Below are 12,944 nucleotides of genomic sequence, written 5' to 3'. Positions count from 1 at the left end.
TCAGCCGCCCCGACGCTGGGGTAACGTCGCTCGCGGATACGTCCGGCGACGTTGGCCGGAGTTACAGGAGGCGAGGAACAGTGACGAAGGCAGTGGACGCGACACTCAAGGTCGCAGACAAGGAACTCACGTTCCCGGGAGTCGATGCCGTCGACGGCAACGACGGGCTCGGAGTGGGGTCCCTGCTCAAGGAGACCGGTCTCGTCACGTACGACGTCGGTTTCGTCAACACGGCGTCGTGCAAGAGCGCGATCACCTACATCGACGGCGACGAGGGAATCCTGCGCTACCGCGGCTACCCCATCGCCGAGCTGGCGGAGAAGTCCTCGTTCGTCGAGGTTGCCTACCTGCTCATCTACGGCGAGCTGCCCACTCCCGAGGAGCTGACCCGCTTCGAGGACCTCATCCGCCGGCACACGATGCTGCACGAGGACCTCCGCGCGTTCTTCAACGGCTTCCCGCGCGACGCGCACCCGATGCCCGTGCTCAGCTCGGCCGTCTCGGCCCTCGGCACGTTCTACCAGGACAGCCTCGACCCCTTCGACCAGGAGCAGGTCGAGATCTCGACCGTCCGACTGCTCGCCAAGCTGCCGACCATCGCAGCCATGGCGCACAAGAAGAGCGTCGGGCAGCCCTACATGTACCCCGACAACTCGCTGTCGTTCGTCGAGAACTTCCTGCGGATGACGTTCGGCTACCCCGTCGAGCCCTACGAGGTCGACCCGACCGTCGCCAAGGCCCTCGACCTGCTCTTCATCCTGCACGCCGACCACGAGCAGAACTGCTCCACGTCGACGGTGCGCCTCGTCGGCTCCGCCCACGCCAACCTGTTCAACTCGGTGTCGGCCGGCATCCACGCACTCTCTGGCCCGCTGCACGGCGGCGCCAACCAGGCCGTCCTCGAGATGCTCGGCAAGCTCCACCAGTCGGGCGACGACCCGAAGAAGTTCATGGAGAAGGTCAAGAACAAGGAGGACGGTGTCCGCCTGATGGGCTTCGGGCACCGCGTCTACAAGAACTACGACCCCCGCGCGGCGATCATCAAGAAGGCCGCTGACGACATCCTCGAGAAGCTCGGCCAGAACGACCCGCTCCTCGAGATCGCCAAGGGCCTCGAGGAGATCGCCCTGGCCGACGACTACTTCGTCGAACGCAAGCTCTACCCGAACGTCGACTTCTACACCGGTCTGATCTACAAGGCCATGGGCTTCGAGTCGAAGATGTTCACGGTGCTCTTCGCCATCGGCCGCCTGCCGGGCTGGATCGCCCAGTGGCGCGAGATGATGCACGACCCCGAGACCAAGATCGGCCGCCCCCGCCAGATCTACACCGGCGAGCCGGAGCGCAGCTACCCCGCCTGAGCCCCCTGGCTCGGCCTACACCGTCGAAAGGCCACAAACCGGGCCGTTCGTGACGCCGCTGGGCGTCCGGAGAGCCCGGTTTGTGGCCTTTCGACGTTGGGTCAGTGCAGGTCGACGGTGACGGTCTTGCCGGCCGCCCCCGAGGACCAGCCCTTGTCACCGGAGGCGCGGTCCCAGACGCGACCGCCGATGGTGACCTTCGTGGCGCCGTAGAGCTCGGCCCGAGCAACTGCCCAGTGGGCGACGGCCCAGGCCGTCGTCGCGTCCGGCGCAGTGACCGTGAGCGTTCGCTCGCCGGCCCGGACCGACGTCACGCCCATCTGCTCGGCGAGGTCGCTCGCCACCCGCTGCGGCGACAGGCTGGTCCGGGCGGCGTCGAGCCGGCACGTCAGCCCGGCGGGGGAGCGGCCGGTGAGGGTGGAGGCGAGGACCCGGCCCTGGCTCTCGTGGTCGCGGTACGCCTCGGGGAAGCCGCTCTTCTGCACGCGCTGTGCGATCTTGGTGATGTCCGCGGACTCGTAGCCCTGGTACTTCTCCAGGGCGTCGTAGAAGGCGTTCGTGGCGTGCACCGGGTCGAGGATCTGCTTCTCGCTGCCCCAACCCTGGCTGGGCCGCTGCTGGAAGAGCCCGAGCGAGTCCCGGTCGCCGTAGCGCAGGTTGCGGATCTTCGACTCCTGGAAGGCGGTCGTCAACGCGATCGTGGCGGCTCGGGGTGGCATGTCCCGCCTCATCGACAGCGCTGCGATGAGCGCGGCGTTGGCGGTCTGCTCCGGGTCGAAGGTCTCGGTCATGCCGGACGCCGCGATGGTGCACTGCGGGCTCACGACGCTCTGGATGAGGTAGCGGCCGCCGAACCACGCGCCCGTCGCCACCAGGGCGAGCACCGCCAGGACCACGACCCAGCGGCGCCGGCGACGCCGGGCTGCCGGCATACGACCCCGCGGTGCCCGGCGTGCAGGAGCCCGGCTGCCGGACGCACCGCTAGCCCTGCCCGGCGTCGCGCTGCGCGCCGGGACGCGGCGCCTGGAGTCGGCGAGGGTCGGGCCCGGTCGGTTCTTCGGCATGGGGTCCTCAGCTGTGCGGCTCTGGTCTGAACCGGGTCGGGGGCCGGTATCGGTCAGTCGTTGGAATGGAGCGCGGCGTTGAGGGTGATCCCCGTCCCCGCCCGGTCGCGAGCCTCGACGGCGCCGGTGACGCTGTTTCGGAGGAACAGGATGTTGCTCGCTCCCGACAGCTCCTTTGCCTTGACCACGGTGCCGTCGGGAAGGGTCACCTTGGCGCCGGCCGTGACGTAGAGCCCGGCCTCGACGACGCAGTCGTCGCCGAGTGCGATGCCGATGCCTCCGTTGGCTCCGACGAGACAACGCTCGCCGATGCTCACGCGTTCCGTGCCGCCGCCCGAGAGCGTGCCCATGATGGAGGCGCCCGCCCCGATGTCGGAGCCGTCACCGACGACGACGCCCTGCACGATGCGCCCCTCGACCATCGAGGTGCCCAGGGTGCCGGCGTTGAAGTTGCAGAAGCCCTCGTGCATGACCGTCGTGCCCGCCGCGAGGTGCGCGCCGAGGCGCACCCGGTCGGCGTCGGCGATGCGCACACCCTGGGGCACGACGAAGTCGGTCATCCGCGGGAACTTGTCGATGCCGTGGACCGAGACGTGCTGACCGGATGTGCGCAGCCGCAGTCGCGTCTGCTCGAACCCCTCGACCGGGCAGGCGCCGAGGCTGGTCCACACGATGTTCGGCAGGACTCCGAAGATGCCGTCGAGGTTGATGGTGTTGGGCTGGACCAGGCAGTGCGACAGCAGGTGCAGGCGCAGGTAGGCGTCAGGCGCGTCCGCGGGGGCGGCGTCGAGGTCGATCTCGACGAGGCGTACCTCGGTGCTCACCCGCCGCACCGTGTCCTGGCCGGCGAGCGACGCAAGTCCCGTCGGGGCGGGCGCATCGGCAGGCGGCGTGCCGAGCGCCGGCTGCGGGAACCAGGTGTCGAGCACCTGACCGTCCTCCGTGATGGTGGTCAGTCCGTGTCCCCATGCGCTGCGCTCCGACATGCCGGCAAGGATATGGGGACGGCGCGAGACGTGCGACGTGGACCCGCCGGACCGCGACGCTCGGGGCCGCCGGCTCCGGATAACCTTCCGCGTATGCCGTCGACCCCGCAGTCCTCCGACCTGACCGCTGACCGGACCGCCGAGAAGGCCGTCGCCACGGAGCCCCGTGGCTCCGCGACGCTCGACCTGTCCACCGACGTCACGACGCTCACGGCAGCGGTCTGCGACATCGAGTCGGTCAGCCAGAACGAGGCGGCCCTCGCCGACGCCATCGAGGCGGCCCTGCGCCCGCTGGCGCACCTCGAGGTCATCCGGGACGGCAACACCGTCATCGCCCGGACACACCTCGGCCGGGCCGAGCGCGTCGTGCTCGCGGGGCACATCGACACGGTGCCGCTGACCGACGTGCCCAACCTGCCCACCAGGCGCGACAACGGTGATCTCTGGGGTCGCGGCACGGTCGACATGAAGGGTGGCGTGGCCGTCATGCTCCGCATTGCGGCGCAGGTCACCGAGCCGACTCGCGACCTCACCTTCCTCTTCTACGAGTGCGAGGAGATCGACGCCGCCTTCAACGGTCTGGCGCGCCTTGCCGACACCGCACCGCAGCTGCTCGCCGGCGACTTCGCCGTGCTCCTCGAGCCGACCAACGGCGCCATCGAGGGCGGCTGCAAGGGGACGCTGCGTGCCGAGATCGTCACCAAGGGCGTCGCTGCCCACTCCGCCCGCCCCTGGAAGGGCCACAACGCCATCCACGACGCCGCCGCGGTGCTCGCACGCCTGACGGCCTACGCAGCCGAGACGATCACCGTCGACGGACTGGACTACCACGAGGCGCTCCAGGCCGTCGGGATCAGCGGCGGCGTCGCCGGCAACGTCATCCCGGACCGGTGCACGGTCACCGTCAACTACCGCTACGCGCCCGACAAGGACACCGAGCAGGCCCTCGCGCACGTGCGCCAGGTCTTCGAGGGCTTCGAGGTGACGCTCTCCGACGCGGCCGACGGCGCCCGGCCGGGCCTGCACCTGCCCGCCGCCCGGGCCTTCATCGAGGCCCTCGACGTCCCGGTCGACGCCAAGGAGGGCTGGACCGACGTCGCGCGCTTCACGGCCCTCGGCATGCCGGCCGTCAACTACGGCCCCGGCGACCCGAATCTCGCGCACATGGACGACGAGCGCTGCCCGGTGCAGCAGTATGCCGACGCCGAGGCCGCACTGCTGCGCTGGCTACGCTGACGCGGCCGCATAGGCTGGCGCCGTGAACGACCACGAGCCCGCGGCCACCGCGGCCGGGCAGCCCTCCGAGGACCGCCGACAGATGGGGCCGGTGACGATGCGCCGGCACAAGGTGCCGCCGACCACCACGGACCAGCGGCTCCTCGAGGCGCACCAGCCCAACGAGTGGCTGCACGCCGACCCGTGGCGGGTGATGCGCATCCAGTCGGAGTTCGTCGAGGGTTTCGGGACCCTGTCCGAGCTCGGTCCGGCGGCCGCCGTGTTCGGTTCCGCGCGCACCCGAGCCGACGACCCGGCATACGCCCTCGGGGTGAAGGTGGGCCGGCTGCTGGCCGAGGCGGGCTACGCCGTCATCACCGGCGGGGGACCGGGCGCCATGGAGGCGGCCAACAAGGGCGCCTTCGAGGCGCGGGGCACGTCGGTCGGCCTCGGCATCGAGCTGCCCTTCGAGACCGGTCTCAACGAGTACGTCGACCTCGGCATCAACTTCCGCTACTTCTTCGCCCGCAAGGTGATGTTCCTCAAGTACTCCCGCGGCTTCATCGTGCTACCGGGCGGCTTCGGCACCCTCGACGAGCTCTTCGAGGCCGTGACCCTCGCGCAGACCCAGAAGGTCACCGAGTTCCCCATCGTGCTGATGGGCGTCGCCTACTGGCAGGGCCTGATCGACTGGCTGCGGGACACCGTGCTGGAGAGCGGCATGATCGGCACGACCGACCTCGACCGGCTGATCCTCACCGATGACGCGCAGGAGGCGGTCAGGGCGATCCGCACCTACGAGGAGCCGACGTCGTGAAGTGGTTCATCCTGTTCGTCGGGATCGTCGTGCTGTGCTTCGTCGTCGCCCTGATCCTCGGCCTGGCCGGTGGCGGCATGGGCCGTCCGGCGCCGAGCCTCAGCCACGAGCCACTGCCGGACGAGCCGATCCGCGATGCCGACTTCGACGAGCTCGTCTTCGACGTCGGTCTTCGCGGTTACCGCATGAGCCAGGTCGACGGCGTCGTCGACCGCCTCCGGCGCGAGCTGCGCGAGAAGGAGGAGGAGATCGCCGTCCTGCGTGGTGACGCTCCGGTCTCCGAGACCGAGCCCGCGGAGCCCGCCGAGCCCGCCGAGCCCGCCGAGCCCGCCGAGCCAGCTGAGCTGGCAGAGACCGCTGAGCCAGACGAGCCCGCAGAGCACGCCGAGCCCGCGGCCCCGGGATCGCCCGACGAAGCCGCCGCGCAGTCCGATCGGACGGTCGGCCGCGAACGCACCACATGACCGAGGTGCTCGCCCTGCGACCGCGACGCGTCTTCCTCGGCTGGGTGCTGGCGATCTACGCCCTCGCCCGCGTCGTCACGACCACGATCCTGCTGCTCGTCATGCAGCACCAGGTGCCGTCCGGCATGACCGGCGGCGAGCACGCGCCGGTGACGTACTTCCCCTTCACGGCGTTGTGGGACGGGCAGTGGTACCAGGTCATCGCGCAACACGGCTACCCCTCACAGCTGCCCGTCGGTCAGGACGGCGTCGTCCAGCAGAACCCGTGGGCGTTCTACCCCCTCTTCCCGCTCATGGCCCGAGCCGGGATGGCCCTCACCGGGCTCGGCTTCCCGGCCGTCGGCTCGACGATCGCACTGCTCTGCGGTGCCGGGGCCGCCGTGCTCATGGGGCTGCTGCTGCGCGATCGCATCGGTGAGCCCGCGGCATACCTCGTCGTCGCGCTGTGGGCCAGCTTCCCGGCGGCGGTGACGCTGCAGTTGGCCTACACGGAGTCCTTGGCGATGCTCCTCCTCGTGGCGTACCTGTACGCGCTGGCCAGGGAGAGGTGGCTGGTGGCGACGGTCGTGGCGCTGCTCGTGGGCCTCTCGCGGCCGATCGGCGTGCCGCTCGTGCTGGTCACGCTCGTCGTGGTGGTCCTGCGCTGGCGGCAGCGACGGGCGCGCCCGCTCACCAGGGCAACGTATGCCGCCATGGGCGCCGCGCTCGTCGGCTGCGGTGTCGCGGGGCTGCTCTGGCCCGCCATCGCCTGGTGGCGCACCGGGGTCCGCTCGGCCTACACCGACACGATGGCGTCCTGGCGCGGCTCGGGGACGGTCGAGCCCTTCAAACCGTGGGCCGGCATGTCGGACTACGTCTTCGGCGACACGTGGGGCCCGGTCATGCTCGTGGCCGTGCCGCTCTTGATCGTCGCCATGGTCGCCGGGCCGTGGGCGCGTAACCTCGGAGCCGACCTGCGCACCTGGACACTGGCCTATCCGGCCTACCTCGCCGCGGTGCTCGACCCGTACACGAGCATCTTCCGCTACCTCGTGCCGCTCTTCCCGCTCCTCGTCGTCATGCTGGGAGCCGGGTGGGCCGACCGTCGCGGCAACGGCTGGAAGCGGCTGTTGTGGCGGTTCGTGCCACTTCTCGTGCTGTGCATCGTCGGGCAGTACTACTGGACCGACATCCTGTGGCGCTTCATCCCCCCGAGCGACTACCCGCCGTGACCTGAGGGGCCGCCCGCTCCGGGCTCCGAGGGTGGTAGACCTGCTGATGATCCGGCGTCGGGTGGGGTGATCACCCCACCGGCACGCAGACCATCGCGCAGACCATCGGGTTCGCGTCCACACCTCTCCGGCGCCGCGCCGCCTCCACAGGGGAGCGACTGCGCCAGCGAGGACCGGCCTGTCACGAGCAGTCTTGGCACACCGTCGCGCCGCCGAGGGGAGGCTCAGGCTCGAATCAGGAACCGGTGTAGGTGGGCTTCTCCTTGGCGAGGAAGGCGTCGACGGCCGCCCGGTGGTCGCTGCTGCCACCCGTGAGGGCCATCAGCTGCGCCTCGTTGGCCAGGGCGTCGGCGAGGTCCGTGCCCGCGGAGTGGGCCACGGCGCGCCGGATCGAGCCGTAGGCCAGGGTCGGGCCGTCGGCCAGGGTGCGGGCCAGCTCGGCGACCGTGCCCTCGAGCTCGTCGGCGGGCACGACCTTCGTGACCAGGCCCATCGCGAGCGCCTCCTGCGCCGACACGGTGCGCGGCATGAGCAGCAGCTCCTTCGCCCGGGCCGGCCCGACCAGGCGTGGCAGGGTCCACGAGGCGCCCGAGTCGCACGAGAGCGCGATGCCGGCGAAGGAGGTGTTGAGCCCCGCCTGCTCCGACGCGATTCGGAAGTCGCAGGCGAGCGCGAAGCTCATCCCGGCTCCTGCCGCCACCCCGTTGAGGGCGGCGACGACCGGCTTGTTCATCGTGGCGAGCGCGAGAACGATGGGGTTGTAGTGGTCGGTGACCGTCGTCGCGAGCGTCGAGGTGGGGTCATCGAGGCTGCGTACGTGCTCCTTGAGGTCCTGCCCGACGCAGAAGGCGCGACCGCTCCCGGTCAGCACCACGCACCGCACGCCGCGGTCCTCGCCCACCTGCGCCAGGGCTGCCACGAGGGCGTCCTTCAGGGCGTTGTCGAGGCTGTTCATCGCCTCGGGGCGGTTCAGCCGCAGCCACGCCACACCGTCGGCGACCTCGACGAGAAGTGGTGCGGGGGCGGGGGAGCCAGGCGTCTGCGTCATGGGCGCCACTCTGGCCCAATCCGTCTCGCGGTGGAAGCGCGGCAGGCCCCGCAGGCCCGCGACGTGCGGTCAGTCACATCTCAATTAGGTCTCGCAAACGAGACACGGGATAATGGGGCCAAAGACCGAGGATTCCTAGGGAAGGGGAACCATGGCAGCAATGAAGCCGAGGACCGGCGATGGCCCGCTCGAGGTCGTCAAGGAGGGCCGCGGCATCGTGCTGCGGATGCCCCTTGAGGGCGGCGGGCGTCTCGTCGTCGAGATGACCCCCGACGAGGCTGCGGCTCTGCGTGACGCGATCCAGGGTTGTGACGGCGTCAACTGACCCTTCGCCGGATCCAGGTTCGACGGCCCCCGACCTCACGGTCGGGGGCGGGCCCCGTCTCCCATTCCCCTCGAGCAGCGGGCGTATGCCGTCCGGCCGGCCGGACGTCATACGTGTTCTCAGCGCTTGACCGCCACGAGCAGGCCCTCGCCGACGGGTAGCAGTGACGCGGTGAACTGGTCGTGGTCGCGGATGGTGCGGCCGACCTCGCGCAGGGTCCGGGTCTCGGAGTCGCGGTTGGCGGGGTCGGACTCCTTGTCGCTCCATGTCATGACGAGGGTGCCGCCGCGGCGCAGCAGGCGCGTGGCCTGGGCGAGGTAGTCGGGGTACTCCTGCTTGTCGGCGTCGACGACGACGAGGTCGTAGGCGCCGTCGGTCATGCGGGGGAGCACCTCGAGGGCGCGGCCGGCGATGACGCGGGTGCGCTGGTGGGCGATCCCGGCGGCGCCGAACGCGTCCCGCGCCGCACGCTGGTGCTCGGTCTCGAGGTCGATCGTCGTGAGGATGCCGTCGGTCGGCATGCCGCCGAGCAGCCACAGGCCCGACGCGCCGGCGCCCGTGCCGACCTCCATGACGGCCTTGGCTCCCGTCGCCGCGGCGAGCATCTGCAGGACGCCACCGACACCGTTGCCGACCGGTGGCGCACCGAGCTCCTCCCCGCGGCGGCTGGCCTCCTCGACATGCTCGCTCGGGGTGACGAAGTCCTCGGCGTGCGACCAGGCGGCGACCTTCTGCGAGCTCATGTTCGTCACCCTACTGTGACCACGTCGGACGACTCGGCACACCGCCGCGGGAGACCGGGTAAGGATTGTCGTATGGACGAACAGGACCAGCCGATCCCGCAGCACCGTCGGCCGGAGGGCGTCGACGACGCCACGGTGGAGGCCCTCGGCAAGCTGTCGGAGGCGTTCGAGGTCGTCGAGGACGCCCGCGGTCACCTCTACCGGTTCCACCGGCTGACCGGCACGGCGGACCTCGCCCTCGGGGATGCCGTCGACCTCTTCCGCCAGGCCGGTCACGACGACCTCGCCGACCGGCTGGAGACCGAGCTGGTCGGCCGCAACGTGCTCGAGGGCCGGTGGACCTTCCAGATCGTCGAGGACTACGACGACGACTACTACGCGACGTTCAAGAGCCTCGAGGCCGCAGCCCGCGACGAGCTCGTCGGCGGGCGTCGTCACCTCTACGAGGCGGAGATGAAGGAGGACCGGCGCACCCACGGCCGGCGTCACCATGAGGCGGTGCCCCACGACGGAAGCCCGCAGGCGCCCTGAGCGCGGCCCACAGGTGCCGCACAGGTTGCGGCTGGCCACCCGACAGCCCCATCCGAGACCATCATCGGGAACGAATGGCCGACTGATGACGTTCAAGTCGTTGAAACCCCTGCGTGAAAGGGCCACCCCCTCGTGAGCACCAGCGTGACATCCACCTCTCCCACCCCGGTGGAGGCCGAGTCGACGTGGACTCCTCCCACCTGGGAGGAGATCGTCGAGCAGCACTCAGCGCGCGTCTACCGCCTGGCCTACCGGCTCACGGGCAACCCGCACGACGCGGAGGACCTCACGCACGACGTCTTCGTCCGGGTCTTCCGGTCGCTGAACTCCTACCAGCCCGGCACGTTCGAGGGCTGGCTGCACCGCATCACGACCAACGTGTTCCTCGACAAGATGCGCCGCAAGCAGCGCATCCGCTTCGACTCCCTCCCGGAGGACGCCGCCGGCCGGCTCGCCAGCCTCGAGAAGGGCCCGGAGCAGACGTACCACGACTCCCGTTTCGACGACGACGTCCAGCGCGCCCTCGACGCCCTCGCCCCGGAGTTCCGCGCGGCGGTCGTGCTCTGCGACATCGAAGGTCTCAGCTACGAGGAGATCAGCGCGACGCTCGGCGTCAAGCTCGGCACCGTCCGTTCGCGCATCCACCGCGGCCGCGCCCAGCTCCGGGAGGCGCTCGCGCACCGTGCGCCCGAGGTCGCCGCCGCGGCCCGTCCCGCCAAGCCCGAGTCCCGCGCCGCGCGCGCCGGCCTGCGCCTTCCCGGTCGTCGCGTCGCCGCGAGCTCACGCTGATGGAGCCGGAGGTCATGTGGTGACGCCGCACCTCAAGGGCTATGTCCGGGCGTACGTCGACAGGGCGCTGCCGCCCGCGATGTTGCACCTCTACGACAAGCACCTCGTGTGCTGCGAGGTCTGCCGGGCAGCCGCTGACCAGGAGCGCCGGATCGTCGCCGCGCTACGTTCCGACACCGGAGTGCCGATGAGCCTGCGCAGCTCGCTCATCGGTCTGGCGTCCTCGGCGCAGGACGAGCGCCGGCCGGCGACGACCGGCCCACGCACCTCGCGGGCCCCGGGAGTTCCGGTGCCGCCCGTCGGGTTCCGTATGCCGTCCGCCGCGTCGTACGACCCCGTCCCCACCGTGCGTCCGACTGCTCCGGCGCTGCACCGCTCGCCGATGCGCGCCGCCGTCGTGGCCTCGATCGCGGCCGGTGCGTCGGTGGCCGCAGCGTGGGGCCTCGCGGTCTCGCCCGTCCCCGGGTCCCGCGCCCCGCTGGTGCGCGGGCCTGTTGCGACGTTCGGCGCGAGTCCCGTCAGTGCGGTCGATCTCGGTGCGACGGTGCTGCCCGGGAGCCAGGTCCTGTCCTCCTCGGGCGATGCGCGGCGGTCCGGGGCGGCTGGCGCCGGCAACCTGCCCTACTGGGTGATGACGACTCGCTCGTCCACCGTGGATGCGCCCCCGACACCCGGCTTCCCGACCGTCACCGTGGCCCCTGTTCGGGTGGTCAACGTCGGTTCGGCACAATCAGGCCCATGAGCGACGAGTCGAGGACGCCGGCCCCCGAGCCGACCGCAGCTTCCGAGCCGGCCGAGCCGACCTCAGCTCCCGAGCCCGGGCCGGCTCCGGAGCGCGAACAGACCGGCATCATCGACCTCCACGACACGCGAGCCATCCGGACCGATGCGCCGTCGCCCGCGCCTGTGCCCGCGCCTGCCGGTCCCGCTGAATCGGGCGACGCCTGGTTCGACGTCTTCGGCAGCGAGCACCCGACCGAGGGGCCGTCCGTCCCGGCCCGGGCCGACGCGTCGTGGGGCAGCGACCGCGCCGATGCGCTCGCCGAGGATGCACACCACCGGTCCGCGTACGCCCCGCCGGTCGCCGACACGCCCGCACCTGCCGTTTCGGGGTCGCGCGTCGCGTCGCCCGCCACCGGTCCCCGCAGCGCCGCCGACGCGCAGCCGAGCAGTGACCACGCCTCGAACCAGCCGGCATACGTCGGCCCGGTGCCGCACCAGCCCGACGGCGAGCCGGAAGCGGGCCTCCCTGCGCCGGGCGGCGTGCTGCTGACGGACGAGCGCACCTCGGCACGACGGCCTCGTGGCCGCGGCAGACTCGTCGCGGCCGTCGTCGGCCTCTGCCTGCTCTCGGGCGTCATCGGGGGCGTCACCAGCCAGCTCGCCGAGGACCACGTCAACCTCGCCGGCTCGACCCTGCCCGACCCGGGGCCCGGTGCCACTCAGCGCCCGGCCGGCTCGGTCGCGAACATCGCCGCCGTCGCGCTCCCGAGTGTCGTCACCATCAAGGTCGACGGCGGCAGCGAGGGATCGGCCACGGGCTCCGGCTTCGTCATCGACGGCAAGGGCCACGTGCTGACCAACAACCACGTCGTCGAGGGCGGCGTCAACGGCGACATCGAGGTCGTGCTGAGCAACGGCGACACGGAGAAGGCCTCGATCGTCGGCCGCGACGCAAGCTATGACCTCGCCGTGCTCAAGATCGCTCGCAGCGACCTCACGCCTCTGCAGCTCGGCCCGTCCGACAAGGTGGTCGTCGGCGACCAGGTCATTGCCGTCGGTGCCCCGCTCGGTCTGGACCAGACCGTGACGACGGGCATCATCAGCGCCCTGAACCGGCCCGTCACGCCCGGTGAGGGCAGTGAGTCCTCCTACATCAACGCGATCCAGACCGACGCTGCGATCAACCCCGGCAACTCGGGCGGCCCGCTGCTAGACCTCAACGGCAAGGTCATCGGCGTCAACAGCGCCATCGCCCGGGTACCGGGCACGAGCGGCTCGACGGGCGGCAGCATCGGCCTCGGCTTCGCCATCCCCAGCGACCAGGCGCGGCGCACCGCAGACCAGCTCATCGCGACCGGCAAGGCCACACACCCGATCATCGGCGTGAAGCTCGACCGCACCTTCTCCGGCGAGGGCGCCGAGGTCGTCGCGACTCCCGACGCCGTCACCTCCGGCGGGCCTGCGGCCAAGGCGGGCGTCAAGGCCGGCGACGTCATCGTCGGCTTCGAAGGCAAGCGCGTCCGCACCCCTGACCAGCTCATCGTCTCCATCCGCGCGCGGGCCGTCGGCGACACCGTGACGCTCAAGGTCGAGCGCGGCGGCAAGGAGCTCGAGCTGCGGATGACGCTGGAAGCCGATCCGGCCAGCTAGAGCTCAGCGCGCCGCCA

14 protein-coding genes are annotated in these 12,944 nt (G+C 71.1%); 10 read left to right on the top strand and 4 right to left on the bottom strand.

Features of this window, described 5'->3' with window-relative positions:
• The first annotated feature begins 80 nt into the window (after positions 1 to 80).
• Positions 81 to 1,361, top strand: a complete 1,281-nt coding sequence (locus tag AC3WRT_RS03585) for a citrate synthase (protein ID WP_492719209.1) — start codon at positions 81 to 83, stop codon at positions 1,359 to 1,361.
• 101 nt (positions 1,362 to 1,462) lie between these two features.
• Here AC3WRT_RS03585 and AC3WRT_RS03580 read toward each other — a convergent pair whose 3' ends face one another.
• Both AC3WRT_RS03580 and dapD read right to left on the bottom strand, forming a co-directional pair.
• Positions 1,463 to 2,293 (bottom strand): hypothetical protein, encoded by an 831-nt coding sequence (locus AC3WRT_RS03580; protein ID WP_492719207.1) that lies wholly within the window; start codon positions 2,291 to 2,293, stop codon positions 1,463 to 1,465.
• A gap of 185 nt (positions 2,294 to 2,478) precedes the next feature.
• Positions 2,479 to 3,411: a 2,3,4,5-tetrahydropyridine-2,6-dicarboxylate N-succinyltransferase gene (dapD, locus tag AC3WRT_RS03575; RefSeq protein WP_492719205.1), complete on the bottom strand. Its 933-nt coding sequence runs from the start codon at positions 3,409 to 3,411 to the stop codon at positions 2,479 to 2,481.
• 93 nt (positions 3,412 to 3,504) lie between these two features.
• On the opposite strand from dapD, the gene dapE reads away from it, so the two are divergent.
• The 4 genes from dapE (at position 3,505) to AC3WRT_RS03555 (ending at position 7,118) form a co-directional block, all read left to right on the top strand.
• On the top strand, positions 3,505 to 4,647 hold the full coding sequence (gene dapE / locus AC3WRT_RS03570) for a succinyl-diaminopimelate desuccinylase (RefSeq protein ID WP_492719203.1): 1,143 nt from the start codon (positions 3,505 to 3,507) through the stop codon (positions 4,645 to 4,647).
• An 82-nt stretch (positions 4,648 to 4,729) separates the two neighbouring features.
• On the top strand, positions 4,730 to 5,443 hold the full coding sequence (locus AC3WRT_RS03565; protein ID WP_492719675.1) for an LOG family protein: 714 nt from the start codon (positions 4,730 to 4,732) through the stop codon (positions 5,441 to 5,443).
• A complete protein-coding gene (locus AC3WRT_RS03560; RefSeq protein ID WP_492719200.1) occupies positions 5,440 to 5,907 on the top strand; it encodes a cell division protein DivIVA in 468 nt (155 codons plus the stop codon). Before AC3WRT_RS03565 ends, AC3WRT_RS03560 begins: the two co-directional genes overlap by 4 nt.
• A complete protein-coding gene (locus tag AC3WRT_RS03555; RefSeq protein ID WP_492719198.1) occupies positions 5,904 to 7,118 on the top strand; it encodes a hypothetical protein in 1,215 nt (404 codons plus the stop codon). The genes AC3WRT_RS03560 and AC3WRT_RS03555 overlap by 4 nt, the downstream gene beginning before the upstream one ends.
• Before the next feature lie 235 nt (positions 7,119 to 7,353).
• On the opposite strand, the gene AC3WRT_RS03550 is transcribed toward AC3WRT_RS03555, so the two are convergent.
• The gene (locus AC3WRT_RS03550) at positions 7,354 to 8,166 is read right to left on the bottom strand and encodes an enoyl-CoA hydratase/isomerase family protein (RefSeq protein ID WP_492719195.1); all 813 of its coding nucleotides are present in this window, start codon (positions 8,164 to 8,166) and stop codon (positions 7,354 to 7,356) included.
• A gap of 151 nt (positions 8,167 to 8,317) precedes the next feature.
• Here AC3WRT_RS03550 and AC3WRT_RS03545 point away from each other — a divergent pair, with 151 nt between their 5' ends.
• A complete protein-coding gene (locus tag AC3WRT_RS03545) occupies positions 8,318 to 8,491 on the top strand; it encodes a DUF3117 domain-containing protein (protein ID WP_013493416.1) in 174 nt (57 codons plus the stop codon).
• Between the two features lie 119 nt (positions 8,492 to 8,610).
• On the opposite strand, the gene AC3WRT_RS03540 is transcribed toward AC3WRT_RS03545, so the two are convergent.
• Positions 8,611 to 9,234: an O-methyltransferase gene (locus tag AC3WRT_RS03540; RefSeq protein ID WP_492719192.1), complete on the bottom strand. Its 624-nt coding sequence runs from the start codon at positions 9,232 to 9,234 to the stop codon at positions 8,611 to 8,613.
• 72 nt (positions 9,235 to 9,306) lie between these two features.
• On the opposite strand from AC3WRT_RS03540, the gene AC3WRT_RS03535 reads away from it, so the two are divergent.
• The 4 genes from AC3WRT_RS03535 to AC3WRT_RS03520 all read left to right on the top strand — a co-directional run bounded on the left by AC3WRT_RS03535 (position 9,307) and on the right by AC3WRT_RS03520 (position 12,927).
• Positions 9,307 to 9,765, top strand: a complete 459-nt coding sequence (locus AC3WRT_RS03535) for a hypothetical protein (RefSeq protein WP_492719190.1) — start codon at positions 9,307 to 9,309, stop codon at positions 9,763 to 9,765.
• 132 nt (positions 9,766 to 9,897) lie between these two features.
• The gene (gene sigE / locus AC3WRT_RS03530; RefSeq protein WP_492719187.1) at positions 9,898 to 10,554 is read left to right on the top strand and encodes an RNA polymerase sigma factor SigE; all 657 of its coding nucleotides are present in this window, start codon (positions 9,898 to 9,900) and stop codon (positions 10,552 to 10,554) included.
• A gap of 19 nt (positions 10,555 to 10,573) precedes the next feature.
• Positions 10,574 to 11,296, top strand: coding sequence for a hypothetical protein (locus AC3WRT_RS03525; protein WP_492719185.1), 723 nt, complete (start codon positions 10,574 to 10,576; stop codon positions 11,294 to 11,296).
• Entirely contained in the window at positions 11,293 to 12,927 is a 1,635-nt protein-coding gene (locus tag AC3WRT_RS03520) for a S1C family serine protease (protein ID WP_492719183.1), read from the top strand. Before AC3WRT_RS03525 ends, AC3WRT_RS03520 begins: the two co-directional genes overlap by 4 nt.
• Positions 12,928 to 12,944: the final 17 nt, after the last annotated feature.

The sequence above is a fragment of the Terrabacter sp. FW104-15G4B genome (assembly GCF_058790095.1).
This window is presented reverse-complemented; position numbering and strand designations above follow the sequence as displayed.

What these genes read in the sequence shown, in the direction of transcription:
- dapE (WP_492719203.1), top strand. Translation starts at nt 3,505, where the DNA reads ATGCCGTCGACCCCGCAGTCCTCCGACCTGACCGCTGACCGGACCGCC.
- AC3WRT_RS03580 (WP_492719207.1), bottom strand. Translation starts at nt 2,293, where the DNA reads ATGCCGGCAGCCCGGCGTCGCCGGCGCCGCTGGGTCGTGGTCCTGGCG.
- AC3WRT_RS03535 (WP_492719190.1), top strand. Translation starts at nt 9,307, where the DNA reads ATGGACGAACAGGACCAGCCGATCCCGCAGCACCGTCGGCCGGAGGGC.
- AC3WRT_RS03520 (WP_492719183.1), top strand. Translation starts at nt 11,293, where the DNA reads ATGAGCGACGAGTCGAGGACGCCGGCCCCCGAGCCGACCGCAGCTTCC.
- dapD (WP_492719205.1), bottom strand. Translation starts at nt 3,411, where the DNA reads ATGTCGGAGCGCAGCGCATGGGGACACGGACTGACCACCATCACGGAG.
- AC3WRT_RS03545 (WP_013493416.1), top strand. Translation starts at nt 8,318, where the DNA reads ATGGCAGCAATGAAGCCGAGGACCGGCGATGGCCCGCTCGAGGTCGTC.
- AC3WRT_RS03540 (WP_492719192.1), bottom strand. Translation starts at nt 9,234, where the DNA reads ATGAGCTCGCAGAAGGTCGCCGCCTGGTCGCACGCCGAGGACTTCGTC.
- AC3WRT_RS03550 (WP_492719195.1), bottom strand. Translation starts at nt 8,166, where the DNA reads ATGACGCAGACGCCTGGCTCCCCCGCCCCCGCACCACTTCTCGTCGAG.
- AC3WRT_RS03565 (WP_492719675.1), top strand. Translation starts at nt 4,730, where the DNA reads ATGGGGCCGGTGACGATGCGCCGGCACAAGGTGCCGCCGACCACCACG.
- AC3WRT_RS03555 (WP_492719198.1), top strand. Translation starts at nt 5,904, where the DNA reads ATGACCGAGGTGCTCGCCCTGCGACCGCGACGCGTCTTCCTCGGCTGG.